This window comes from Streptomyces sp. BK239 (genome assembly GCF_004217285.1).
Taxonomy (GTDB): Bacteria; Actinomycetota; Actinomycetes; order Streptomycetales; family Streptomycetaceae; genus Streptomyces.
The window spans coordinates 653,998-678,668 of record NZ_SHKS01000002.1 but is presented as its reverse complement, the minus strand read 5'-3'; the positions used below and the strand labels follow the sequence as shown (position 1 = coordinate 678,668).

Sequence of the window (24,671 nt, the reverse complement as noted above, 5' to 3'; positions counted from 1 at the left end):
TCAGCCCGTCGCCGTGCCGTTGCCGCCGTCCTCCGCGAGGAACCGCTCGATCAGGGTCTCGTCCTCGCGGGCCTCCTTGCCGGTGACGTGCAGGACCGCCCCGTCGGGCCGCTTGACCATGATGGTGCGCTGCGGGATCCGCGCCAGCCACACCTGCACGAGGGCGGCGACGAACGAACCGGCACTCAGCAGCAGCCCGACGGTCTCGACGGACGGGCCGCCCTTGTCGAAGGATCCCGTCAGGCTGCCGGGTTCGGGCATGTCCAGCCTGGCGGTGGAGTCCGCCTCGGCGAGCGCGGCGAGCAGTTCGCGCGCGTCCTTGCGGGCGCGCAGCGGGTCCTCGTCGACTACGGAGATCCGGTATCCGGTGTGGTTCTCGGGCATGGCGGTTCGTGCTCCCCCTGGGCTCACCGGCTCTTCGCCGGGCGAACGACACTAGCGGCCGCCACTGACAGTGACGGTCCAATGAGCCCGGTCCGCCAGGCCGTTGGCGTGAACCCGGTGGCCGATGGCCGAGTTCCGCGTGTCTCACGCGAGGGTCGGGTTCCGCCCAGACCGTCTTGCCCGGCGCACCCTCGCGCGGGGACGGGGTTGTGCTGCACGGCGTTGGCGGTCAGTTCGGCGGTCGCGTCCAAGAGGCCGCTCGGCGCGGGTGCGGGGCGCTGCGGGCGTCCCGGAGAGGTCCCACAGGCGAAGCAGAACCCCTCCTGGCCTACATACACGCAGGTCAGGAGGGGTTAGCGGGGCGTTGTTTCTGAAGGCTCTCAGATGTCCCGGAACGTCTCGATCTGTGCGCCGATCGTGTTCAGCCGCTCCGCCAGGTCCTCGTAGCCGCGGTTGATGACGTACACGTTGCGCAGGACGGACGTGCCCTCGGCCGCCATCATCGCCAGCAGGACGACCACCGCGGGGCGCAGCGCGGGCGGGCACATCATCTCGGCGGCGCGCCAGCGGGTGGGGCCCTCGACCAGGACGCGGTGCGGGTCCAGCAACTGGAGCCGTCCGCCCAGGCGGTTGAGGTCGGTGAGGTAGATCGCGCGGTTGTCGTAGACCCAGTCGTGGATGAGGGTCTTGCCCTGGGCGACGGCCGCGATGGCCGCGAAGAAGGGGACGTTGTCGATGTTCAGGCCGGGGAACGGCATCGGGTGGATCTTGTCGATCGGCGCCTCCAGCTTGGAGGGCCGCACGGTGAGGTCCACCAGGCGGGTGCGGCCGTTGTCGGCCGGGTACTCCGGGGTGCGGTCGTGGTCGAGCCCCATCTCCTCCAGGACGGCCAGCTCGATCTCCAGGAACTCGATCGGCACCCGGCGCACCGTCAGCTCCGACTCGGTGACGACGGCGGCGGCCAGCAGGCTCATCGCCTCGACCGGGTCCTCGGAGGGGGAGTAGTCGACGTCGACGTCGATGTCCGGAACGCCGTGCACGGTGAGCGTGGTCGTGCCGATGCCCTCGACCTTGACGCCGAGCGCCTCCAGGAAGAAGCACAGGTCCTGGACCATGTAGTTGGAGGAGGCGTTGCGGATGACGGTCACGCCGTCGTGCCGGGCGGCGGCCAGCAGCGCGTTCTCCGTCACGGTGTCGCCGCGCTCGGTCAGCACGATCGGCCGGTCCGGGCGGGCCGTCCGGTCGACCTGGGCGTGGTACTGCCCCTCCGTCGCGGCGATGTCCAGCCCGAACCGGCGCAGCGCGATCATGTGCGGCTCGATGGTCCGCGTCCCGAGGTCGCAGCCGCCGGCGTACGGCAGCTTGAAGTGGTCCATACGGTGCAGCAGCGGGCCGAAGAACATGATGATCGACCGGGTGCGCACGGCGGCCTCGGCGTCGATCGCGTCCATGTCCAGCCGGGCCGGCGGGACGATCTCCAGGTCCACGCCGTCGTTGATCCACCGCGTGCGCACGCCGATGGAGTTGAGCACCTCCAAGAGGCGGTAGACCTCCTCGATGCGGGCCACCCGCCGCAGCACCGTGCGTCCCCGGTTGAGCAGGGAGGCGCAGAGCAGGGCGACGCAGGCGTTCTTGCTGGTCTTCACGTCGATGGCGCCGGACAGCCGCCGGCGCCCGACGACGCGCAGATGCATCGGTCCCGCATAGCCCAGAGAGACGATTTCGCTGTCCAGCGCCTCGCCGATTCGAGCGATCATCTCAAGGCTGATGTTCTGGTTTCCGCGCTCGATACGGTTCACGGCGCTCTGGCTGGTTCCCAGCGCATCGGCCAGCTGTGCCTGTGTCCAGCCCCGGTGCTGACGGGCGTCACGGATGAGCTTGCCGATGCGTACGAGGTAGTCGTCTGCCATGAGGCTGAGGTTATCTCAGATATGAGATTGCGCCTCACGGAGGGGGCCGTTCGGGTGAGGACCCGTCAGCGTCGCTTGGCGCTACGGGTGCGACGCCAGCCGAAGGGGCCGGGCAGGTCCATGGAGGTCGTACGGCGGCCGGTGCTGCTGTGGGTGTGCCGGGGGCCGTGCGAGCCGCCGCCGGTGGTGATGGACCAGGAGTGCCGGTTGATGTTCAGGCGCACACCGGGCAGGATCCGGAAACTCTTGCGGAACGTGAGGGGCATCGGGCCTCCTTCGACGGGTCGTGCAGCGGAAAGCGTTCTCCGCCGTCGTCTACCCCCGCTCCGCGCTGTCATGGCCACGCGGCCTCAGGCGCGGGCGTTCGAGGCGCCCGCCCGGTGCCCGGTCGGCGCCAGGTCATATTGATCTCACCCCCGAAGGCGACGTATCCGGCGCGTCGGAAGGCGTTCGCCATCGGGATGTTGCCGAGGTCGGTGGACGCGCGGACGCGAGGGACGTCCTGCTCGGCGAGGATGCGGGTGCCCTCGGCGAGAAGGTCGTCGACGTAGCCGTTGCCGCGGTGCGCGGGAAGAACCGCGATGTAGGCGATGATCGCGTGGTAACCGTTGTGGGCGGGGAGGACGAACCCCACTGGCTCTCCGTCGGGCAGCGTTGCGATCCGCCACCAGTCTCGCGGACTGGTGTAGCGCGCGAGTTCGTCCTCGTAGTGCTTGAGGGCCGCGTCCTGGGCGGACATCCGGGTCAGATCGGCACAGCCGTGTGCGTCGAGGGTGCCGTCCAGGGCCGAGGTCATCAAGGCGACGAGCTCCCCGGTGTCAGGGATCGGCCGGAACGCGAGGCGCTCGGTGGGTATGGGCACCGGCGATTCCGGACGCCACTCCAACCGCAGCCGTTCGACGAAGAGCCGGGCGCCGGCCCTCTCCAGTACCGCCATGCGGTGCTCGACGGCCTGTCTGGTCGCCGTGTTCTCGCGCCAGTCCGGCGGGACGAAGCGGCTGTATTCCGGGGGACGCGATCCGTTCGTACGGACGGCGGTCATCGCGGTGTGCAGGAGTCGCACCGCGATGTCCGCGTGATCGGAACGCGCGCCGTGGTCGTCGATGTCGAGGACGTCCAGGATGAGGGGTGTGTCGCTGCCCGCCCGGCCCCACCAGGCGGCTCTGGCCAGCAGTCGGTCGCCGCGCAGGGCCACCCACATCCATTCCGGGCGTCGGCGGCCGGCGGCCAGGTCATCCGCCAGTTCCTCGTTGAGGACGTAGGGCAGCCGGGAGAAGAGGTCGAGTTCTTCGCGTCCCTTGATGGGACGCATGGTGACGCTGTCGTGTTCCACGTTCAGGCACACTCCGGTGAAGGCGCCCGTCCGCTCCGGGGTCAGACGCGATCCGCGCCCCGGAAGGACGCAAGCGCGGTGATCATGCGGTTCATCGGCTTGTCCCTCCTCTCACAGCCGTTGCCCGCCGCCCTTGCGGCAGAGGCTCGGTCGCAACGTCTATCCGACCCCTTCCCCGGTGCGCAATCCCTTTGGAAAAGGCCGGGGCTCCCCGGGGGCACCGGGGCAGGACGCCGGGCCCGGGCATGACCAATCAGCCCTCATGTACTAGAGTTATCTCGACATCGAGATATCTGCCGAGGCGCACCGCAGTCGCACGCATCCCGGTCTGGCAGTAAGGGTTGCCTAACTTAGCCTGACCTCAGCGGATCGGACAAGCTCGCGTGGCGGCAGGATGCGGTGGTACGCGCACATCAATGAAGGAGACTGTCGTGTCGGCGAACAGCTTCGACGCCCGCAGCACGCTGCAGGTGGGCGACGAGTCGTACGAGATCTTCCGGCTGGACAAGGTGGAGGGCTCGGCCCGCCTGCCGTACAGCCTCAAGGTCCTGCTGGAGAACCTGCTCCGCACGGAGGACGGCGCGAACATCACCGCCGACCACATCCGCGCCCTCGGCAACTGGGACTCGCAGGCCCAGCCCTCCCAGGAGATCCAGTTCACGCCGGCCCGCGTGATCATGCAGGACTTCACCGGCGTCCCTTGTGTCGTCGACCTCGCCACCATGCGTGAGGCCGTCAAGGAGCTCGGCGGCGACCCGGCGAAGATCAACCCGCTGGCCCCGGCCGAGCTGGTCATCGACCACTCCGTCATCGCCGACAAGTTCGGCAGCCACGACGCCTTCGCGCAGAACGTGGAGCTGGAGTACGGCCGCAACAAGGAGCGCTACCAGTTCCTGCGCTGGGGCCAGACCGCCTTCGACGAGTTCAAGGTCGTCCCGCCCGGCACCGGCATCGTTCACCAGGTGAACATCGAGCACCTGGCGCGCACGGTCATGGTCCGGAACGGCCAGGCGTACCCCGACACCCTCGTCGGCACCGACTCGCACACCACCATGGTCAACGGTCTCGGCGTCCTCGGCTGGGGCGTCGGCGGCATCGAGGCCGAGGCCGCGATGCTCGGCCAGCCGGTCTCCATGCTCATCCCGCGCGTAGTCGGCTTCAAGCTGACCGGTGAGCTCCAGCCCGGCACCACCGCCACCGACCTCGTGCTCACCATCACCGAGATGCTGCGCAAGCACGGCGTCGTCGGCAAGTTCGTCGAGTTCTACGGCGAGGGCGTCTCCGCCACCTCCCTGGCGAACCGCGCCACCATCGGCAACATGTCCCCGGAGTTCGGCTCCACCGCCGCGATCTTCCCGATCGACGACGAGACCCTGAACTACCTGAAGCTGACCGGCCGTTCCCAGCAGCAGGTCGCGCTCGTCGAGGCGTACGCCAAGGAGCAGGGCCTCTGGCTGGACCCGAAGGCCGAGCCGGACTTCTCCGAGAAGCTCGAGCTGGACCTGTCGACGGTCGTCCCCTCCATCGCCGGCCCGAAGCGCCCGCAGGACCGCATCGTCCTCGCCGACGCCGCCGAGCAGTTCGCCAAGGACGTCCTCAACTACGTCGAGGCGCCCGTCGCGCAGACGCCCGCCGCCGCGGCCTCCCCGGTCGACGAGGCCAGCGCCGAGTCCTTCCCGGCCTCCGACGCCCCCGCCTACGGCAGCCAGGAGAACGGCGCCGGCGCGCCGCAGCACGCCGACGGCACCGGTGCCGCCGTACCGTCCAACCCGGTCACCGTGACCGCCCCCGACGGCTCGACCTACGAGATCGACCACGGTGCTGTGACGGTCGCGGCGATCACCTCCTGCACCAACACCTCGAACCCGTACGTCATGGTCGCCGCCGCGCTCGTCGCGAAGAAGGCCGTGGAGAAGGGCCTGACCCGCAAGCCGTGGGTCAAGACCACCCTCGCGCCCGGCTCGAAGGTCGTCACCGACTACTTCGACAAGGCGGGCCTCACCCCGTACCTCGACAAGGTCGGCTTCAACCTCGTCGGCTACGGCTGCACCACCTGCATCGGCAACTCCGGCCCGCTGCCGGAGGAGGTCTCCAAGGCCGTCAACGACCACGACCTCGCGGTCACCTCGGTCCTCTCCGGCAACCGGAACTTCGAGGGCCGTATCAACCCCGACGTCAAGATGAACTACCTGGCGTCCCCGCCGCTGGTCGTCGCCTACGCCCTCGCCGGCTCCATGAAGGTCGACATCACGCGCGACGCCCTGGGCGCCGACCAGGACGGCAACCCGGTCTTCCTCAAGGACATCTGGCCCTCCGAGGCCGAGGTCAACGACGTCGTCGCCAACGCCATCGGCGAGGACATGTTCGCCAAGTCCTACCAGGACGTCTTCGCGGGCGACGCCCAGTGGCAGGCGCTGCCGATCCCGACCGGCAACACCTTCGAGTGGGACGCCGAGTCGACCTACGTCCGCAAGCCCCCGTACTTCGAGGGCATGGCGCACGAGCCGTCCCCGGTCACCGACATCACCGGCGCGCGCGTGCTCGCCAAGCTGGGCGACTCGGTCACCACCGACCACATCTCCCCGGCCGGCGCCATCAAGGCCGACACCCCGGCCGGCAAGTACCTCACCGAGCACGGTGTGGAGCGTCGTGACTTCAACTCCTACGGCTCCCGCCGAGGCAACCACGAGGTCATGATCCGCGGCACGTTCGCCAACATCCGCCTGCGCAACCAGATCGCGCCGGGCACCGAGGGCGGCTACACCCGCGACTTCACCCAGGCCGACGCGCCGGTGGCGTTCATCTACGACGCCTCGCGCAACTACATCGAGCAGGGCATCCCGCTGGTCATCCTGGCCGGCAAGGAGTACGGCTCCGGCTCGTCCCGCGACTGGGCCGCCAAGGGCACCGCGCTGCTCGGCGTGAAGGCCGTCATCGCCGAGTCCTACGAGCGCATCCACCGCTCGAACCTGATCGGCATGGGCGTGCTGCCGCTCCAGTTCCCGGAGGGCCAGTCCGCCGAGACCCTCGGCCTGACCGGCGAGGAGACCTTCTCCTTCACCGGCGTCGAGGAGCTCAACAACGGCACCACCCCGCGCACGGTGAAGGTCACCACCGACACGGGCGTCGAGTTCGACGCGGTCGTCCGCATCGACACCCCCGGCGAGGCCGACTACTACCGCAACGGCGGCATCATGCAGTACGTGCTGCGCAGCCTGATCCGCAAGTAAGCGGCGACACCCGCCACGGCGGCCCCGAGCCGCCACAGGGCCGCACCCCGCTCAAGGGGTGCGGCCCTGCGCCGTTCCCGGACGGCCACGGTGATGCGGCTCGGACGTGCTCCAGCGGTCCGGGTCGGCGCAGTGCGCGGATCCGCCCGGTGAGACCAGTCCCGTCTCGTAGGCAAGGACGACGGCCTGGGCCCGGTCCCGCAGCGTCAGCTTGGCGAAGATCCGGGCCACATGGGTTTTCACCGTCGCTTCGCTCAGTGTCAGCACCCGGGCGAGTTCGGCGTTGGACAAGCCCCTGCCCATGAGCGTCAGCACCTCCCGCTCGCGCGGTGTCAGCGCGGCGAGGTCGCGGTGGACGGCGAGGGAAGCCGAGCCGGGAGCGGTCCGTGCGGCGCCGGAGGCGTGGCGTTCCACCAGACGGCGGGTGATCGAGGGGGCGAGCAGCGCGTCGCCGGTGTCGACCAGGCGCACGGCGGCTGCGAGGTGTGCGGGTGTGACGTCCTTGAGCAGGAAGCCGCTGGCGCCGGCGGCGAGGGCCGCGTAGACGTAGGAGTCGAGGTCGAAGGTGGTCAGCATGATCACCCGGCAGTCCGGCGCCTGGGCGAGGATCCGGCGGGCGGCTTCCAGACCGTCCATGGCCGGCATGCGGATGTCCAGGAGCACGACGTCGGGGCGCAGGCGGCGGACGGCTCTGACGGCCTCGGCTCCGTCCGCGGCCTCGCCGACCACGTCGATGCCGCGTGCGGTCAGGATCAGGCGGAAGCCGGTACGGACCAGCTCCTGGTCGTCGGCTATCACGACGCGGGGGCCAGGATCGGCGGGCGGGGTCACGGCCGGTCCAGCGGGATCCGGGCGCGGACCCGGTAGCCGCCGCCCAGGCGACGCCGGGCGTCCAGGTCGCCGCCGTAGACGGCGATCCGCTCCCGGAGACCGACCAGTCCCCGTCCCGCGCCGTCCGCCCGGCCCGGGCGGCTGCCGGCCCGGACGGCGTCGCCGGCCAGGACGCTCGGTCCGCTGTTCAGGACTTCGACGCGCAGGCAGTGCTCCGCGTACCGCACCGTCACCTCGGCTTGGGTTCCGTCGCTGTGCTTGAGGGCGTTCGTCAGCGCCTCCTGGATGATCCGGTAGGCGGTGACATCGATCCCGCTCGGCAGCGGGCGGGGCTCTCCGGAGACACGTACCTCCACGGGCAGGCCGGCGAAGGCGATCCGGTCGACCAGCGAGCTGAGCCGGCTCAGGCTGGGCTGCGGCGCCAGGTCCTGGCCGTAAGGTTCGTCCTCGCCGCTCTGCGCGGGGGCGAGCAGGCCGAGCAGGTGCCGCAGCTCGGTCATCGCGGTCCGTCCCGCGTTCTCCACGGCGCTCAGCGCGGCCTCCGCCTCGTCGGGCAACGTGCTCAGCACCTCGCGGGCTGCCCCGGCCTGGACCACCATGAGGCTCACGTTGTGACTGACGATGTCGTGGAGTTCGGCTGCGATCCTGGCCCGCTCGGCGTCGACCGCGGTCCGTGCCGCTGCCTCCCGCTCCCGCTCCAGCAGCCACCCCCGCTCTTCGACAGCTGCCCGGTGCCGCCGACGTGCCCGGGCGAGTGCCACTCCCAGGACGACCACGGCGGTGCACGCCGCCGCCAGTGCCATGACCAGCCAGACCAACCCTGAACTCCCCATCGCAGCGAGCATCGCAGCCCGGCACACCCGTCCGCGTCATGCTCCGGACCCAGTTCCGTACATCCCCAGGATGAGCTGCGGGGCCGGTTACATCCGGTGGAGGACGCCGCACCGGTCCGGGCACTTCTAGGTTCATCCCATGACAACTGATCCTGACAGCTCCGGACAGACCGTCGTCCGGTTGGACGACGTCCACAAGGAGTACGGCGACGCGAAGGCCCTGAACGGCGTCTGCCTGGACATCCGTGCCGGGGAGGCGGTAGCGGTGATGGGGCCCTCCGGGTGCGGCAAGTCCACCTTGCTCAACATGGTCGCCGGTCTGGACCGTCCCACGTCGGGAACGGTGCAGGTCCACGGTCAGGATCTGGGGACGCTGAACGAGACGGGGCTGGCGCTGTTCCGGCGGCGGCACATCGGCATGATCTTCCAGTTCTTCAACCTGATCGACGATCTCCCCGCCCTCGACAACGTAGCGCTGGCCGCCCAGCTGACCGGCACGTCCGCCCGGCAGGCACGCCGCCGTGCACTGGAACTGCTCGACGAACTGGACATCGCCGACCGCAAGGACGCCTACCCCGCCGCGTTGAGCGGAGGCGAGCGTCAACGAGTGGCCGTGGCCCGGGCCCTGATGAACCGCCCGGCCCTGCTCTTGGCCGACGAGCCGACGGGCGCGCTCGACAGCCGCTCGGGAGAGCAGGTCATGGACCTGCTGATCGACCTCAACCAGATCGGGCAGACCCTGTTGATCGTCACGCACGACCCGCGCCTGGCCGACCGCTGCGCCAGCCGCCTCGTCGAGGTCGCCGACGGCCGGGTGGCCCGCGAGAGCACGCTGGAGCCGACCAGGTGAACGCCGTGTGGAGGGCCTCGAGGGCGGCGGTGAGACACCGCAGGCTCCAGACGTTCGTCATCGGGTTGGTGGTCCTGTGCGCGACCACGACCGTCCTGCTCGGGCTGGGGCTGCTCACCGCGGCTTCAGCTCCCTTCGACAAAGCCTTCGACCAGCAGCGCGGGGCCCACACGGTCGCGGTGTTCGACCTGGGAGACGCATCGCGTGCGCAGCTCGCGCGGACGGCCCGCCGCCCCGGCGTCGAGGCCGCCGCCGGACCCTTCGGGCAAGCCGTCCTGGACATGCCCGACAACTGGCTGTGGATGGCGCCCGGTTCTCTGTCGGTCGTGGGCCGGGCCGATCCGGACGGCCCGGTGGACCGCATCCGTCTCCTCGAAGGCCGCTGGGTCGGCGCTCCCGGTGAGATCGTCGTCAACTGGCCCGTCGGCGGGACACCCGGCCCCGGCCTGCTCGGCACCGAGTTGAAGGCTCGCGGCGCCCCGACACTCACCGTCGTCGGGTTCGCCACCAGCATGAGCAAGTCGGCCGGCGCCTGGGTCTCACCCGAGCAGATGGACCGACTGCGCCCCACCACCGCCCAGATGCTCTACCGCTTCACCGACGCCGCGACCGAGCAGCAGCTGCGTGCCGGCCTCACCGCAGCCACCGCCGAAGTCCCCGCCGATTCGCTGACCACCGCGCAGTCGTACCTCGCCCTCAAGCGCGCCTTCGCCGCACAGGCCGACGCGTACCTGCCGTTCATGACTCTCTTCGGCGTCCTCGGCCTTGTGCTCTCCGCACTGATCGTCGGGAACGTCGTCAGCGGAGCGGTCGTCTCCGGGCACCGGCACATCGGCGTGCTCAAGTCGCTGGGCTTCACCCCGGGACAAGTGGTGGCGGTCTACCTGACGATGGTCTGCGTCCCGGCGATCGTCGGCTGTGCGCTCGGCGTCGCGGTCGGGAACGCGGTGGCCGGCCCCGTCCTGCGGGCGGCCTTCTCCGGCATCGAGACGGGCAGCGCCTCGATCGGCGTCAGCTGGTGGCCGTCAGCCGTCTGCCTGCTGAGCATGCCCGCCCTCGTCGTCGTCGCCGCCCTGATCCCCGCCGTACGCGCTCACCGCCTGTCCGCGGCCCAGGCGATCACGGCAGGCACCGCACCGCGGACCGGACGGGGACTGCGGGTCCAGCGCCGACTCGGCGGAACCCGGCTGCCGAGGGCCGTGAGCCTGGGGTTGGGCCAGCCGTTCGCCCGGCCGGGCCGGTCCCTGCTGACCATGGCGGCCATTGTCCTGGGGGTCGCCACCGTGACCCTGACGACCGGTCTGACCAGCACCATGGTCGCCTACGAGAAGGCCGGCAAGAGCGACGGGGCCGCCCGGATTCACGTGCAGGCCGATAGGCCCGCCCGCGGTGGGACCGCTCCGGAAGCGAGCGACCGGCAGACCGAACAACGACTGCGCTCCCTGCCCGGGGCCGAGCGCGTGACCGCCCGCGCGCTCACCAAGGTGAGTCTCTCCGGGGCCGCCCAGACCGTGTTCGCCAACTTCTACCGCGGGGACACGCAGGATCTCGCCTCCGCGATCGTCGAGGGACACTGGCCGGCCGGTGCCGGGGAGGCCGCAGCCGGTCCGGCGTTCCTCCGCCAGCACGGCTTGTCGGTGGGCGACCGGGTCACCGTCCGGCTGAACGGCAGGCAGGCACCCGTCACCATCGTGGGCGAGCTCATGGAAGGCAACGCCCAGGCACTGGACTTCGACTGGCGGACCCTGGCGGGGCTGGACCCGACGCCACGGGCTGCCGAGTACACGATCCGGCTCGCTCCCGGCGCCGACCCCCAGCGCTGCGTCGAAGCGATCGGGGCGGCCGATCCGGCCCTGCGCCCCACGGTGCTGCGCTCGGACAACGCCGCCACCACGACCGTTGTCGGCTTCTCGTCGGTGTTCACCGTGCTGCTGACCTCCGTGGCTGCGCTCGGGGTGTTCAACACCGTCCTGCTCAACATCCGTGAGCGGCGCCGCGACCTGGGCATGCTCAAGTCGATCGGGATGACCCCGCGCCAGGTCGTGGTGATGACGGTGTCGTCGGTCGCGGCTCTGGGAGTGGTCGGCGCTCTCCTGGGGATCCCCGTGGGGATCGTCGCGCACCGGCTGGTGGTGGACCACGTGGGAGTGGTCTCCTTCCCGGAGTCCATGAAGCAGGTCTGGCACATGCCGCAGCTGGCCGCGCTGATCCTGTCGGGCGTCACCATCGCCGTACTGGGCGCGCTGGTACCGGCGCGGTCAGCGGCGCGGCTGACCATCGCCGAGGTGCTGCACAACGAGTAGCCCCCTCCGATGCCGTCGACAGGGCCGCGGCAGGCGTTTACAAACGGGCGCTCTGCGGTTATCTTCCGGCTCAGGTGAGGTGGGAGCGCTCCCATCCGGTGGACCGGAACCCGCCCGGGTTCGCTCCCGCTTCACCTCTCTTCCGCACCCCCACACGCACCCCCGCGTCGGCCCTCGGGCCGCGTCGTTCCACCGCACCGCCCCCCACCCGCACGGTCCGTACACGGAAGGACGGACTCCGTCATGCGAAGCGTCATGATCATGGCAAAAAGGGGACCGGGCTTACGCGCCAGAGCCCTCCTCCTCGTCCTCGTCTCCCTCCTCGCCGCCGTCCCCGCCATCGGCCTGATCCTCAGCACCGGCGGCAGGGCCGAGGCCCACGGCACCCCCATGAAACCCGGCAGCCGCACCTTCCTGTGCTGGCAGGACGGACTGACCGACACCGGCGAGATCAAGCCCGTCAACCCGGCCTGCAAGAACGCCCAACAGGTCAGCGGCACCACGCCGTTCTACAACTGGTTCTCGGTGCTGCGCTCCGACGGTGCCGGCCGCACCCGCGGCTTCGTGCCCGACGGGCAGCTGTGCAGCGGCGGCAACACCAACTTCACCGGCTTCAACGCCGCACGCAGCGACTGGCCGCTGACCCACCTGACCGCCGGCGCGTCCGTCGACTTCTCCTACAACGCCTGGGCCGCCCACCCGGGTTGGTTCTACGTCTACGTCACCAAGGACGGCTTCGACCCGACCAGGACCCTCACCTGGAACGACATCGAGGACCGCCCCTTCCTCTCCGTCGACCACCCGCCGCTCAAGGGCAGTCCCGGCACGGTCGAGGCCAACTACAGCTGGAACGGCCGGCTTCCGGCCGGAAAGTCGGGACGCCACATCATTTACATGGTCTGGCAGCGCTCCGACAGCCAGGAGACCTTCTACTCCTGCTCCGACGTCGTCTTCGACGGCGGCAACGGCGAGGTCACCGGCATCCACGAGCCCGGCAACCCGACCGAGCCCGTCCCCGGCGCCTGCACCGCCACCCGCAGGACGACCGGCACCTGGAGCGGCGGCTACCAGTCCGAGGTGACCGTCACCGACTCCGGTGACGTGCCGATGCTCGGCTGGATGGTCGACTGGACCCTGCCCTCCGGCCAGAAGGTCGACAGCCTGTGGAACGGCGCCGCCACCTACAACGGCCAGGCGGTGATGGTCCACAACGCGGGCTGGAACGGCTCGTTGAGTCCGGGTCAGAGCGCGACGTTCGGATACGTGGTCTCCGGAACCGGCGGCGACGGCGCCACCGGTCTCCCCTGCCGCGTGGGTTGAGCCGTTCCGCTCGGTCCGCCCCGGCGGACGACGGAACACGGATCCGGTGGGCGGACGTGACTGACCGCCCACCGGATCCGCACGTTGAGCCCGAGGCCTGCCGGCGGGCCGCCGTCACCGGCGACCGGTGAGGACGGTCACTTCTCCAAGACCTCGCTCAGCCAGAGCAGTTGACGCCGCATCTGCTCGGCCTCGCCTCCCTCGTGCCCGTTGTACGGGTACGCGTGCATCTCCTTGCGGACGGCACCGCCCGTCAGCTCCCCGTACCGGTTGAACGCCCCGTACGCCCCGCTCGGCGGGCACACCGTGTCCCGCAGCCCCGTGCCGAAGTGCGCCGGGGCATGGGCGCGGCGGGCGAAGGAGACCCCCTCGACGTAGGAGAGGGTGCGGTACGCGGCCCGCTCGGCCCCCCGGTGAACGCCCAGGTACGCGGCGATCTCGCCGTAGGGTCCGGCGTCGGTGAGATCCAGCGCGCGGCGCACGCAGCACAGCAGCGGCGCGGTGACCAGGGTCGCGGCCAGGTCGGGCACCAGGCCCGCCACGGCCAGGGCGAGGCCGCCGCCCTGGCTGTTGCCGGCGGCGACGACCCGTGTCCCGTCCACCCCCGGCAGCGCCCGCACCGCCGTCACTGCGCGCACGGCGTCCGTGATCAGACGGCGGTAGTGGTAGTCGTGCGGGGAGAGGATCCCGCGCACGGCCGGGCCGGGGCCGCCCGGGGCGGTGGCGTGCGGATCAGGGGTGCCGCCGCCGTTGCCGTACTGGTCGCCCTGGCCGCGGTTGTCCATCAGAAGGTGCGCACAGCCCGCGTTGACCCAGGTCAGCCGCTCATGGGGCAGACCCCGGCCGCGGCCGTAGCCGACGTACTCGACGACCGCCGGCAGGGGCTCGGCCGGCTCCTCGTCACGAGGCCGCGCGGGCCGGCTGTACCAGGCGCGCACCGGGTCGCCCGCGAAGCCCCGGAACGTCACGTCCCAGGTCCGGGTCAGTCGCAGGCCGGTCTCCACGGGCCGGACCGAGAGCAGCGGTTCGTGCCGCCCGGCGTCCTTCAGCGTGTCGTGCCAGAACGCGTCGAAGTCGGCGGGCTCGTCGATGTCGGGACGGTGGCGCTCAAGATCGGGCAGGGGCAGGTCGAACGCGGGCACGGGCGGCACCTCGCAGGTCGTGAGCGATCGATCGTTGCGTGCGTCGTCCAGAAATTTGCGCCAGGACAGTACCACTCGACTCACCGGTCCTACCCCGCCCGGCGGGGTTTCCAACGCCCGCTCCGCCTCAACCGCCCGCCGTGCAGCACCCATTGACAGGGCTTTCCGGGTGCCCTTACGTTTCCGCACAGTTACCGGTAAGGGCACGAAAGTTTCGAGGCGCGCCATGTCGGGGCGTCCGGAGATCGAGCGTTTCTGATGACGCCCCGGGAGGCCCGAGCATGAGCACCTCCACCACATCGGCCCCACCGCCGGGCACCCGGCCGCAGCCGGCGAAGACCCGGCACGGACCGGCGGCCCCGAACGCCCGGCGCGGCTGGCGGCGTTCCCTGCGCCGGGACTGGCAGTTGTACTCGCTGGCCGTGCTGCCGCTGCTGTTCTTCCTGGTCTTCCGCTACCTGCCGATGATCGGCAACGTGATCGCCTTCCGCCGCTTCGAGCCGGGCGGTTCCATCCTGGGGGAGCGCTGGGTCGGGCTGCGCTATGTGGAGATGTTCCTGACCGACCCGACCTTCTGGCAGGTGTTCCGCAACACCCTGTGGCTCGGCACGCTCACCCTGGTCTTCTGCTTCCCGGTCCCGGTCGTGCTGGCGCTGCTGCTCAACGAGGTGCGCCGCACGGCGCTCAAACGGTTCGTGCAGACGGTGTCGTACCTGCCGCACTTCCTGTCGATCGTGATCGTCGCCGGCATCACCATGCAGATGCTGGCCACGGACGGTCCGGTCAACCACGCGCTCGGCTGGTTCGGGCACGACCCGATCCGCTTCGTGCAGGAACCGGAGTGGTTCCGCACGATCTACGTCGGCTCCGAGATCTGGCAGACCGCCGGCTGGGGCACCATCCTCTACCTCGCCGCGCTCACCACGATCGACGACGACCTCTACGAAGCCGCCCGTATCGACGGAGCCGGCCGCCTGCGGCAGATCTGGCACGTCACCCTGCCCGGCATCCGGCCCACCATGATCACGCTGCTGATCCTCAACATCGGCACGTTCATGGCGGTCGGGTTCGAGAAGATCCTGCTGCTCTACAACCCGCTGACCTACCCGACGGCGGACGTGGTCTCCACCTACCTGTACCGCGCCGGCGTCGAGTCCAACAGCTTCAGCTACGCCGCCGCGATCGGCCTGTTCGAGGCGGTCATCGGGCTGGTGCTGATCACCTCGGCGAACCAGCTGTCGCGCCGCACGGTGGGAACGAGCCTGTGGTGAGCGCCGGCCGGCCGACGCGCGGCCAGCGCGCCTTCCAGGGTGTGAACGGCGTCATCCTCACCCTGGTCGTGGTGGTGACCCTCTACCCGTTCGTCAACATCGTGGCCCGCTCCCTCAGCGGCGAACGCCAGATCCGGGCCGGTGAAGTGACCCTGTGGCCCAAGGGGTTCAACCTCACTACGTACGAGATCGTCATCCGGGACGGGGTGTTCTGGCGCAACTACGGCAACACCGTGCTGTACACGGTGCTTTCCACCGTGGTGGCCATGGTCCTGACGACCTGTTACGCCTACGTGCTGTCGAAGAAGCAGCTGCGAGGGCGCGGATTCCTCGTCGGGGTCGCGGTGTTCACCATGTTCTTCTCCGGCGGTCTCATCCCGAACTACGTGCTGATCACCAGCCTCGGCCTGAAGAACTCCGTGTGGGCGATCGCGCTGCCGAACGCGATCAGCGTCTTCAACCTGCTGGTGATGAAGGCCTTCTTCGAGAGCCTGCCGGCCGAGCTGGAGGAGGCCGCAGAGATCGACGGGCTGAGCACCTACGGCATCCTGCTCAGGATCGTGCTGCCGCTGTCCAAGGCGGTCATCGCGACGATGGTGCTGTTCTACTCCGTGTCCTTCTGGAACTCCTGGTTCTCGGCCTTCCTCTACATGGACCGCACCGACCTGATGCCGGTCACCGTCTATCTGCGCAACCTCATCGCGGGCGCCACCGGCGCCACCAACGCCGGCGCCACCACCGAACAGGGCAGCCAGGTCGCGGCGAACATCCAGGCGGTCACCATCGTGCTGACCTCCCTGCCCATCCTCAGCGTGTACCCCTTCGTCCAGCGCTACTTCGTCTCGGGCGTGATGCTCGGCGCGGTGAAGGGCTGAGCGCCACCGAAGGCTCGCAACGGCTCGACGAACAAAGGAGCGTCCGTGAAGAACCAAGGAAACCTGTCGCGGCGTCAGATCCTCGCGGCCGCCGGCTTCGGCGGCCTCGCCGCCCTCACCGGCTGCGGCAGCGGCGGAGACGGCGACGGCAAGGACCTGTCGAAGAAGCAGAACGGCGCGATGAAGGAGTACCGCGTCGGCCAGCAGTTCAAGGCGGCCCGGCCGCTGTCCTTCTCGGTGCTGCACAACGACAACCCGGCCTACCCGATGAAGAGCGGCTGGCCGTTCTGGCAGGAGCTCACCAAACGCACCGGGATCACCCTGAAACCGGTGTCGGTCCCGCTGAGCGACTACGAGAAGAAACGCAGCCTCCTCATCGGCGCCGGCGACGCCCCGTTCCTGATCCCCAAGACGTACCACCCCTCCGAGGTCGCGTTCGTGTCGTCGGGCGCGATCCTCCCGGTCAGCGAGTACGTCCATCTGATGCCCAACTTCCAGGACAAGGTGAGGAAGTGGCGGCTGGAACCGGAACTGGACTCCATCCGCCAGTCCGACGGCAAGTACTACCTGCTGCCCGGCCTGCACGAGAAGGTCAAGTCCGGCTACTCGCTGTCGCTGCGCACGGACGTCCTCGACCGGCTCGGCCTGACCGCGCCCACGACCTGGGACCAGGTGTACACCGTCCTCAAGGCGATCAAGGACCGGTATCCCGACCGCTACCCCTTCACCGACCGCTGGAGCACCAACACCCCCTTCCCCGCGGGCGCCTTCTTCAGCTACCTCGGCCAGGCGTACGGGGTTCGGGCGGGCTGGACCTACGACAACATCAGCTGGGACGACGGCACCGAGAAGTTCGTCTTCACCGGCGCCACCGACGCCTTCCGCCAGATGATCGACTACGTGCGCAGACTGGTCGCCGAGAAGCTCATGGACCCGGAGAGCTTCACCCAGACCGACGACGACGCGGTGACGAAGCTGCTGTCCGAGAAGTCCTTCGTGATCAGCGCCAACCCCCAGGAGCTGGTGCAGAAGTACCGCTACAACCTGGAGAGGCAGGTCAAGGGCGCGCGGATCGAGATGATCCCGGTACCGCTCGGACCCGCCGGGCCCGTCGTGCTGGGCGGCGCCCGGCTGGAGAACGGCGTCATGATCTCCAGCAGGGCCCTCGAGAGCGACACCTTCGTCGCCATGATGCAGTTCGTCGACTGGCTCTGGTACTCCGACGAGGGGCAGCGGTTCGCCAAGTGGGGGGTGGAGGGCCTCACCTACACCGACGCCGGCGGCCGGTACCGGCTCAAGGACGGCATCTCCCTCATGGGCTCCGACGCCGACGCCCCGAAGGACCTCCAGAAGGACTACGGCTTCTTCAACGGCGTCTTCACCTACGGCGGCAGCTGGGCCCTCGTCTCCTCCTCCTTCAGCCCGGACGAGAAGAAGTTCCAGGACGTCATGTCCGGGCGGCGGCAACTGCCGATCGCGCCCGCGCACCCGCTGCAGTCCGTCGAGCAGGAACAGGCCACCCTGTGGGACACGCCGCTCAGGGACCACGTCACCCAGAACACGCTGAAGTTCGTCCTCGGCAAGCGCCCCCTGTCCGAATGGGACGCCTACGTGCGGGAGTTGAAGGCCAAGAACATGGACCGACTCGTCGACCTGCACAACAAGGCCCATGAGCGCTTCACCAAGGAGAGCAAGTGATCCGCGTCCCCGTCGAGGCGGCCGGCCGGCTCCCCGAGGCCTGGCGGACCTGCGTCGGCACCGGCCGGATCGAACTCGCCCTGCGCCGCGACTACCAGGACTCCCTCGCCCTGCTCCAGCGTGACATCGGGTTCCGGTACATCCGCGGCCACGGCCTGCTCAGTGACGGCATGGGCGTACACCGCCCCTACGACCACGAGGGCGCCCGGCACGTCCACCACTCCTTCACCTATGTCGACCAGGTCGTCGACGCCTACCTCGGCCTCGGCATCCGGCCCTTCCTCGAACTCGGCTTCATGCCGACGGGGCTGGCCTCCGGCGAGCAGACGGTCTTCTGGTGGAAGGGCAACGTCACCCCACCCCGCTCCGACCGTGAGTGGGCCGCCCTCGTCCGCGCCACCCTCGCCCATCTCGTCGACCGTTACGGCCTGGACGAGGTCCGCACCTGGCCGATCGAGGTGTGGAACGAGCCCAACCTGTCCGACTTCTGGCAGGGCGCCGACGAGGCCGCCTACCACCGGCTCTACGAGGTGACCGCGCACGCCGTGAAGGAGGTGGACGCGAGCCTCCAGGTCGGCGGTCCCGCGATCTCGCCGGGCGCCGACGACTGGCTGCTCCGCTTCGCCGAGTTCGCCGAACGCCGGGACGTGCCCGTGGACTTCGTGTCCAAGCACGCCTACACCTCGGGGCCGGCACAGCACGTTCCGTTCGGTTCGTACCAGACGCTGGCGCCCGCGCGGAGCCTCCTGGACCAGTTCGCCACGCCCCGTGAGCTGCTCAAGGGCTCCCGCCTGGCGGAACTCCCGGTCCACATAACCGAGTTCAACTCCTCGTACTGCCCCGACAACCCCGTCCACGACACCGCTTTCAACGCCGCGTACCTGGCCCCCGTCCTCGCGGAAGGCCATGAGCACGCCGACTCCTTCTCCTACTGGACGTTCAGCGACATGTTCGAGGAGGCCGGCGTCCCCACCGCGCTCTTCCACGGCGGCTTCGGGCTCCTCACCCACCGGCAGGTGAGGAAGCCGACGTACCACCTGTACGCGTTCATGGCGCGGATGGGCGAGGAACTGCTGACGCGTGGCCCGGACCACCTGGTGACACGGCACCCGGACGGCCGGGTCACCGTCCTGGCCTGGGCACCCGTCGACCCGAGCGGCACGACACCCGGCCCGGAGCGGCACACCCTGCGGCTGTCCGTCCCCCTGCGCGGGCCGGAGGCGTTCGTCCGCCGGTCCACCGTGGACGAGGAGCACGGCAACGCCCGTACCGCATGGCAGCGGATGGGCAGCCCACGCTCACCCCGCCCGCACCAGCTCGACGTCCTGCACGAGGCGGCCGAGCCCGCACGCGGCCATCTCCGGCTGCCCGTCGAGGACGGCCGGACCGCCCTCGACCTCACGCTCACCCGCCACGAGATCACCCTCGTCGAGATCAGCCCCGTCGAGGAGGAAGCGCCGCCATGGTCGGACGAGCGCCGGCTGCTCGGAAGGGACCCGCGATGAGCACCCCGCCGATCGCCTTCGGCGCCGGCCCCCTCTCCCGCGCCGCCGCCCTCGTCCACACCCTGCTCACCGTCGAGGCGCTGCTGCTCCTGACCGCCGCACCCGGCTTCGCCGCCCTGCTGTCCCTCGGCACCGACCCGGGCGGTATGCCGCTCGCCGCGCTCTGCCTGCTGCCCCTCGGCCCCGCCCTGTCCGCCGCCGTCTACGCCCTGCACCACCGCGGCCGCGACCTCACCGACCTCCACCCGGCCCGCGCCTACCTGCGCGGCCTGCGCCTCAACGCCCTGCCCGCGCTGAAGCTCTTCACGCCCCTGCTGGCCTGGCTGACCGTGATCGCCTTCACCCTCACCCAATTCGCCGCCACCGGACTGCCCGGCTGGTGGGCGGCGCTTCTCGGCGCGACCGGCGTGACGCTGCTGCTGTGGGGCGCCCACGCCCTCGTCCTCACCTCGCTGTTCGCGTTCCGCGCCCGAGACACCGCCCGCCTCGCCGCGTACTTCCTGCTCCGGCACGGCCGCGCCACGCTCGCCGCCGCCTCCCTGCTCGTGCTGACCGGCGCGCTCACCGCCCTGCTCACCGAGGCCCTGCCCGCCCTGCTCGCCGCGCCGCTGCTGCTCTCCCTGCTGCACACGAGCCGCACGGTGATCGCCGAGACCCAGGAGGACTTCACCGTATGACCGCCCCCGGCACCGGAAACGACGGCCGCCTCCCGCGCACCGGAAAGATCCCCTACGGCGGCGACTACAACCCCGAACAGTGGCCGGAGCGCGTCTGGGACGACGACCACCGCCTGTTCTCCCGGGCCGGCGTCGACACCCTCACCGTCGGCGTCTTCTCCTGGTCTCTCACCCAACCCGCTGAAGACTCCTACGACTTCGGCCTCCTGGACCGCGTCCTCGCCCGCGTCGCGCGGGCCGGCCGGCACATCGTCCTGGCCACCGGCACCGCCGCCGTCCCGCCCTGGCTCGCCAAGCGGTACCCCGAGGTCAACCGCACCGACTTCGAGGGCCGCCGGCACCGCTACGGCCAGCGCCACAACTTCTGCCCCACCGCGCCGGCCTACCGCCGGCTCGCCACCGCGATGGCCGGCCGGCTCGCCGAACGCTACGCCGGACACGAGGCGTTGCTCGCCTGGCACATCAACAACGAGTACGGCGGCGCCTGTCACTGCGACCTGTGCGCCGAGGCCTTCCGCGGCTGGCTGCGCGAGCGGTACGGCACGCTCGACGCGCTCAACGACGCCTGGTGGACCGCCTTCTGGTCGCACCGCTACACCGACTGGGACCAGATCGAGCCCCCGAGCGCGCTCACCGAGCACTGGCGCGGCCCCGACCACACCGCCTTCCAGGGCGCCACCCTCGACTACCAGCGTTTCATGACCGACGCCCTGCTCGGCTGCTTCACGGCCGAGAAGGAGGCGATCCGCGTCCACGACCGGGACACCCCCGTCACCACCAACCTCATGGGCGCCTACCGTCCGCTCGACTACCACCGCTGGGCGCCCCACCTGGACTTCGCCTCCTGGGACAACTACCCGCCCCTCGACGCGCCGCCCACCCGGCCGGCCCTCGCCCACGACCTGATCCGCGGCCTGAAGGACGGCGCGCCCTTCTGGCTGATGGAGCAGACCCCGTCCACGACAGCCTGCCGCGACGTGAACCCCCTCAGACGTCCCGGCGAACTCCGCCTCGCCACCTGGCAGGCCGTCGCCCACGGCGCCGACGCCGCCCTCTACTTCCAGCTGCGGGCCTCGCTCGGCGCCTGCGAGAAGTACCACGGCGCGGTCATCGGACACGCCGGCCGCGCCGACACCCGGGTGTTCCGCGAGGTCGCCGCCCTCGGCGAGGAGCTGGCACAGCTCGGGGACCTCACCCTGGGGGCCCGCACCCCGGCCCGCACCGCGCTCCTCTTCGACTGGGACAGCTGGTGGGCCCTGGAGATCTCCGACGGCCCCTCCCGACTGGTCCGCTACCCGGACGTCGTCCACACCTACTACCGGGCCGCCCGGGAAGCCGGCGCCGACGTGGACGTCGTCCCCGTGACCGCCGACCTGACCCGCTACGACGTGGTCCTCGCCCCCGTCCTGCATCTGATGCGGGGCGACCTGCCCACCCGCCTGGAGGAGCTGACCCGGCGCGGCGGCACCTTCCTCGCGACCTTCCTCACCGCGCGCTGTGACGAGCACGACCGGGCGTTCCCCACCGACGTGCCCGGCCCGCTCGCCGGCCTCCTGGGCATTCGCGTGGACGAGTGGGACGCCCGCCCGCAGGACGTCGTACAGCCCGTGCGCATGGGGGAGGCGCGCCACGACGCCCGTCTCGTCTTCGAGATCGTGCAACCGCGCGGCGCCGAACCGGTCGCCACGTACGGTGCGGACTTCTACGCCGGCACGCCCGCCGTGACCCGCAACCGGTTCGGCGACGGTGAGGCCTGGTACGTGGCCACCGCCCTGGACCCGAGCGGCGTCGACGACGTCGTCCGGCGCGTCCTGGACCGCCACGGCCTCGTCGGCCCCTACGCCCACCTGCCCGCCGTCGAGACCGCCGGCCGTGTCACCCCCGCCGGTGAGCACCTCCTCTTCCTCCTCAACCACGCCCCCGCACCGGCGCACCTGACCGCCCGCACCGCCGCCACCGACCTGCTCACCGGCAAGCGGTACGCGCGCGGCGAACCCCTCGCCCTCGACCCGCTGGGCGTGGCGGTCCTCAGACCTCGGTAGACGGTTCCCTCAGACCTCAGTAGACGGCCCGGCCCCGCTCGTCCCCGATCCCCGACTTGCGCAGGAAGTAGCTGTTCACCTGGTCCCGCCACTCCCGCGCACAGCGCAACTGCTCCTCGAACCGCTCGGCCACGCGCGCGTGCCGGGCCGGCGCCACCAGGTCCGCGAGGCCCTCCCACACCCACAGGGCCTCCGCGACCTCCTCGACGCCCTCGAAGTGGGTGTCGTAGATGTGCTGGATCACCGTCTTCCCGCTGTGCAGCACATGCCCGTAGGGGACGTGGTGGAAGAACAGCAGCAGCTCGTCCGGGCACGTGCCGGGCGTCTCGTAGATCTCGGACCACGGCTTGGCGTACTGGGCGGCGAAACCGGTCCCGGTGGCGGCGCTGCGGTCCACGCCCACGCCGTCGCGGTCGGCGAAGTGGTAGGTGCCCCAGGGGCTGTACTCGTAGCCGTCGACGCTCGGCCCGTAGTGGTGCCCCGGCTGCACCATGAAGCCGACGCCCAGCGGCGCCGTGTACTTCTCGTACGTCGCCCAGGAGCCGCCCAGCACCCGGTGCAGGCCGGCCGCCAGGCGTTCGGGGGCGGCCGGGAAGGTCAGCGCGATCCACTCGTCCAGGATCCGGAGCGGGTCCGCGTCCGGCCGCCAGGCGAGCCGCCCGAAGGTGTAGAGGTTCGCCTGCGCCAGCGGATGCCCGGTCCAGAACGGGTCGTCGCCCACGTTGGACACCGCCACGATCCCGCCCCGGACCGTCTCCCCGACACAGGCCTCCTCCTGAAGCCGGAACCGCAGCACCTCGCTCCACATCGGGCCCAGCCAGCACACGTGCCGCTGCTGGCCGGTGTACTCCTGCGTGGCCTGCACCTCCAGCGCCAGCCTGGTCCGCGGCATCGCGCCCAGCACCGGTGAGACGGGCTCGCGCACCTGGAAGTCCATCGGCCCGTGCTTCACCTGGAGCACCGCGTTGCCGGCGAACTCCCCGTCCAGCGGTGCGAAGTGGTCGTACGCCGCCCTCGCCCGGTCCGTGGTGCGGTCCCGCCAGTCCTGGCGGTGGTCGTAGACGAACGCCCGCCAGTGCACGGTGCCCCCGTACGGGGCGAGCGCGGCGGCGAGCATGTTCGCGCCGTCCGCGTGTGAGCGGCCGTAGGCGAACGGCCCGGGGCGGCCCTCCGAGTCCGCCTTCACCACGAAACCGCCGAAGTCCCCGATCGCCGCGTACACCTCGCGCACGGCCCGCTCCCACCAGGCGCGCACGGCCGCGTCCACGGGGTCGGCCGTGGGCAGCCCGCCGAGCACGATCGGCGCGGCGAAGGTGACCGACAGATGCGTCCGGATCCCGTACGACCGCAACTCCTCGGCGATCTCGGCGACTTCGCCGATCCGGTCGGTCAGCAGACGCGCCTCCGCGTCGTGCACGTTGACGTTGTTGACGCAGACGGCGTTGATCCCGCAGGCCGCGAGGAGCCGCGCGTACGCCCGTATCCGCTCCCGCTCGCCCCGCGCCCGTCCGTCCCGCCAGAACAGGGAGCCGCCCGCGTAGCCGCGTTCGACCTGGCCCATGACGGGGTGCACGTCGACGTTGTCCCAGTGGTCCAGCATCCGCAGCGCCGTCGCAGGCCGGTGCGTCTCGCGCGGGGACTCGCCGTCGAACGCCGCCTCGCCGAGCCGTACGACGTGGAAGAGGCCGTACAGCAGCCCGCGTGCGTCGGAGGCCGTGACCGTCGTCGTGCCGCCGTCCCGTGCGAACACGAAGCCCTCGGATCCCGTCCCGCGTTGCGAGTCGGCCACTTCGAGCAGCAGGTCGGGCGAACCGCCGTCCTCGACCAGCCGCCCGCCGAACCGTCCGCACGCGTTCGCCACCTCGCCGCGCACGGTGTCCACCAGCGGCCCCGCCCCACGGATCAGAGTCCGCCGCAACCCCAGGGCGCGAAACGCCTCGGGCGGCAGCCAGGCGGGGTCGACGCCCGCCGCATCCGGTCGACTCAAGACGACAACTCCCCTTCGGGAAACCGCGCACGCTCACGGTGCCGGACAACGTTGTCCCGCAGGACACGCAGACTTCAGTAGCGGCCCGGCGACGGAGGGTGTCAAGAACGCCTCTCACGCCACTGGCTTGTGCTTTTCCGGCGCGCTTTCCCCGGCTCTTTCGTGGAGGTCGACGGCGGGAGCGCGGAAACGCACCCCGTGCCTTCAGGCGGCGTACGCGCACCCCTCGCTCCCAGGGTCGCGCACGCGCCGCATATCGTCCGCCTGTGCCCGTATCCGTCCCGGTATGAACTCCCCGCGCAGGGTCCTTCCGGCGACACCGCGCACCTGCCCCCGTACACCCCGCGACCACCGATCGGGTCGCTCCGCGCCCAAGTGTTCGACCACGCGGAAACCGTTCAACCTCTTGACGGGAGGCGACCCGAACAGCTCAGCTTAGAGTTCACTAGTTGGACATGGACGGGGTCTCATCGAAGCGGC

Annotated in this window: 18 protein-coding genes; 10 read left to right on the top strand and 8 right to left on the bottom strand. The window is 70.5% G+C overall.

All coding sequences use genetic code 11. The annotated features are described in order from the left end of the window. The 4 genes from EV567_RS08870 to EV567_RS08855 form a co-directional block, all read right to left on the bottom strand. On the bottom strand, positions 1–384 hold the full coding sequence (locus EV567_RS08870; protein WP_130438101.1) for an effector-associated constant component EACC1: 384 nt from the start codon (positions 382–384) through the stop codon (positions 1–3). Between the two features lie 380 nt (positions 385–764). Further along, the gene (locus EV567_RS08865; protein ID WP_130438100.1) at positions 765–2,294 is read right to left on the bottom strand and encodes a UDP-N-acetylglucosamine 1-carboxyvinyltransferase; all 1,530 of its coding nucleotides are present in this window, start codon (positions 2,292–2,294) and stop codon (positions 765–767) included. Positions 2,295–2,359: 65 nt separating this feature from the next. Then, entirely contained in the window at positions 2,360–2,560 is a 201-nt protein-coding gene (locus tag EV567_RS08860) for a DUF4236 domain-containing protein (RefSeq protein ID WP_130438099.1), read from the bottom strand. Between the two features lie 68 nt (positions 2,561–2,628). Next, on the bottom strand, positions 2,629–3,606 hold the full coding sequence (locus tag EV567_RS08855) for a GNAT family N-acetyltransferase (protein WP_130438333.1): 978 nt from the start codon (positions 3,604–3,606) through the stop codon (positions 2,629–2,631). 437 nt (positions 3,607–4,043) lie between these two features. Here EV567_RS08855 and EV567_RS08850 point away from each other — a divergent pair, with 437 nt between their 5' ends. Next, on the top strand, positions 4,044–6,857 hold the full coding sequence (locus tag EV567_RS08850) for an aconitate hydratase (RefSeq protein ID WP_207228712.1): 2,814 nt from the start codon (positions 4,044–4,046) through the stop codon (positions 6,855–6,857). Positions 6,858–6,908: 51 nt separating this feature from the next. On the opposite strand, the gene EV567_RS08845 is transcribed toward EV567_RS08850, so the two are convergent. Together EV567_RS08845 and EV567_RS08840 are read right to left on the bottom strand one after the other, a co-directional pair. Continuing rightward, positions 6,909–7,655, bottom strand: a complete 747-nt coding sequence (locus EV567_RS08845) for a response regulator transcription factor (RefSeq protein ID WP_278044742.1) — start codon at positions 7,653–7,655, stop codon at positions 6,909–6,911. Positions 7,656–7,684: 29 nt separating this feature from the next. Further along, positions 7,685–8,521, bottom strand: a complete 837-nt coding sequence (locus tag EV567_RS08840) for a sensor histidine kinase (protein ID WP_242620723.1) — start codon at positions 8,519–8,521, stop codon at positions 7,685–7,687. Between the two features lie 139 nt (positions 8,522–8,660). Between EV567_RS08840 and EV567_RS08835 the strand changes: the two genes are divergently transcribed. The 3 genes from EV567_RS08835 to EV567_RS08825 all read left to right on the top strand — a co-directional run bounded on the left by EV567_RS08835 (position 8,661) and on the right by EV567_RS08825 (position 12,994). After that, positions 8,661–9,371 (top strand): ABC transporter ATP-binding protein, encoded by a 711-nt coding sequence (locus tag EV567_RS08835; RefSeq protein WP_130438096.1) that lies wholly within the window; start codon positions 8,661–8,663, stop codon positions 9,369–9,371. Between the two features lie 29 nt (positions 9,372–9,400). Further along, complete coding sequence (locus tag EV567_RS08830) at positions 9,401–11,674, top strand: FtsX-like permease family protein (RefSeq protein WP_242620722.1); 2,274 nt, start codon at positions 9,401–9,403, stop codon at positions 11,672–11,674. Positions 11,675–11,917: 243 nt separating this feature from the next. Beyond that, positions 11,918–12,994 carry a lytic polysaccharide monooxygenase gene (locus tag EV567_RS08825; RefSeq protein ID WP_242620721.1) on the top strand — a complete coding sequence of 359 codons (1,077 nt, stop codon included), beginning with the start codon at positions 11,918–11,920 and terminating at the stop codon, positions 12,992–12,994. Positions 12,995–13,131: 137 nt separating this feature from the next. Here the strand turns inward: EV567_RS08825 and EV567_RS08820 are convergent, their stop codons facing one another. Beyond that, the gene (locus EV567_RS08820) at positions 13,132–14,136 is read right to left on the bottom strand and encodes an acetylxylan esterase (protein WP_130438094.1); all 1,005 of its coding nucleotides are present in this window, start codon (positions 14,134–14,136) and stop codon (positions 13,132–13,134) included. A gap of 281 nt (positions 14,137–14,417) precedes the next feature. Between EV567_RS08820 and EV567_RS08815 the strand changes: the two genes are divergently transcribed. The 6 genes from EV567_RS08815 to EV567_RS08790 are packed head-to-tail and all read left to right on the top strand — an operon-like array spanning position 14,418 to position 22,204. After that, on the top strand, positions 14,418–15,407 hold the full coding sequence (locus EV567_RS08815; protein ID WP_130438093.1) for a sugar ABC transporter permease: 990 nt from the start codon (positions 14,418–14,420) through the stop codon (positions 15,405–15,407). Beyond that, the gene (locus EV567_RS08810; RefSeq protein WP_130438092.1) at positions 15,401–16,282 is read left to right on the top strand and encodes a carbohydrate ABC transporter permease; all 882 of its coding nucleotides are present in this window, start codon (positions 15,401–15,403) and stop codon (positions 16,280–16,282) included. Before EV567_RS08815 ends, EV567_RS08810 begins: the two co-directional genes overlap by 7 nt. Before the next feature lie 45 nt (positions 16,283–16,327). Then, a complete protein-coding gene (locus EV567_RS08805; protein WP_130438091.1) occupies positions 16,328–17,980 on the top strand; it encodes an extracellular solute-binding protein in 1,653 nt (550 codons plus the stop codon). Then, a complete protein-coding gene (locus tag EV567_RS08800) occupies positions 17,977–19,485 on the top strand; it encodes a GH39 family glycosyl hydrolase (RefSeq protein ID WP_130438090.1) in 1,509 nt (502 codons plus the stop codon). Before EV567_RS08805 ends, EV567_RS08800 begins: the two co-directional genes overlap by 4 nt. Continuing rightward, complete coding sequence (locus EV567_RS08795; protein ID WP_130438089.1) at positions 19,482–20,162, top strand: hypothetical protein; 681 nt, start codon at positions 19,482–19,484, stop codon at positions 20,160–20,162. The genes EV567_RS08800 and EV567_RS08795 overlap by 4 nt, the downstream gene beginning before the upstream one ends. Continuing rightward, complete coding sequence (locus EV567_RS08790) at positions 20,159–22,204, top strand: beta-galactosidase (RefSeq protein WP_130438088.1); 2,046 nt, start codon at positions 20,159–20,161, stop codon at positions 22,202–22,204. Before EV567_RS08795 ends, EV567_RS08790 begins: the two co-directional genes overlap by 4 nt. Before the next feature lie 16 nt (positions 22,205–22,220). On the opposite strand, the gene EV567_RS08785 is transcribed toward EV567_RS08790, so the two are convergent. After that, on the bottom strand, positions 22,221–24,191 hold the full coding sequence (locus tag EV567_RS08785) for an alpha-glucuronidase (RefSeq protein WP_130438087.1): 1,971 nt from the start codon (positions 24,189–24,191) through the stop codon (positions 22,221–22,223). Positions 24,192–24,671 lie beyond the last annotated feature (480 nt).

Coding starts and splice junctions, on each gene's coding strand:
- EV567_RS08870 (WP_130438101.1), bottom strand. CDS start 384: ATGCCCGAGAACCACACCGGATACCGGATCTCCGTAGTCGACGAGGAC.
- EV567_RS08865 (WP_130438100.1), bottom strand. CDS start 2,294: ATGGCAGACGACTACCTCGTACGCATCGGCAAGCTCATCCGTGACGCC.
- EV567_RS08860 (WP_130438099.1), bottom strand. CDS start 2,560: ATGCCCCTCACGTTCCGCAAGAGTTTCCGGATCCTGCCCGGTGTGCGC.
- EV567_RS08855 (WP_130438333.1), bottom strand. CDS start 3,606: ATGCGTCCCATCAAGGGACGCGAAGAACTCGACCTCTTCTCCCGGCTG.
- EV567_RS08850 (WP_207228712.1), top strand. CDS start 4,044: ATGAAGGAGACTGTCGTGTCGGCGAACAGCTTCGACGCCCGCAGCACG.
- EV567_RS08840 (WP_242620723.1), bottom strand. CDS start 8,521: ATGGGGAGTTCAGGGTTGGTCTGGCTGGTCATGGCACTGGCGGCGGCG.
- EV567_RS08835 (WP_130438096.1), top strand. CDS start 8,661: ATGACAACTGATCCTGACAGCTCCGGACAGACCGTCGTCCGGTTGGAC.
- EV567_RS08825 (WP_242620721.1), top strand. CDS start 11,918: ATGCGAAGCGTCATGATCATGGCAAAAAGGGGACCGGGCTTACGCGCC.
- EV567_RS08815 (WP_130438093.1), top strand. CDS start 14,418: ATGAGCACCTCCACCACATCGGCCCCACCGCCGGGCACCCGGCCGCAG.
- EV567_RS08795 (WP_130438089.1), top strand. CDS start 19,482: ATGAGCACCCCGCCGATCGCCTTCGGCGCCGGCCCCCTCTCCCGCGCC.
- EV567_RS08790 (WP_130438088.1), top strand. CDS start 20,159: ATGACCGCCCCCGGCACCGGAAACGACGGCCGCCTCCCGCGCACCGGA.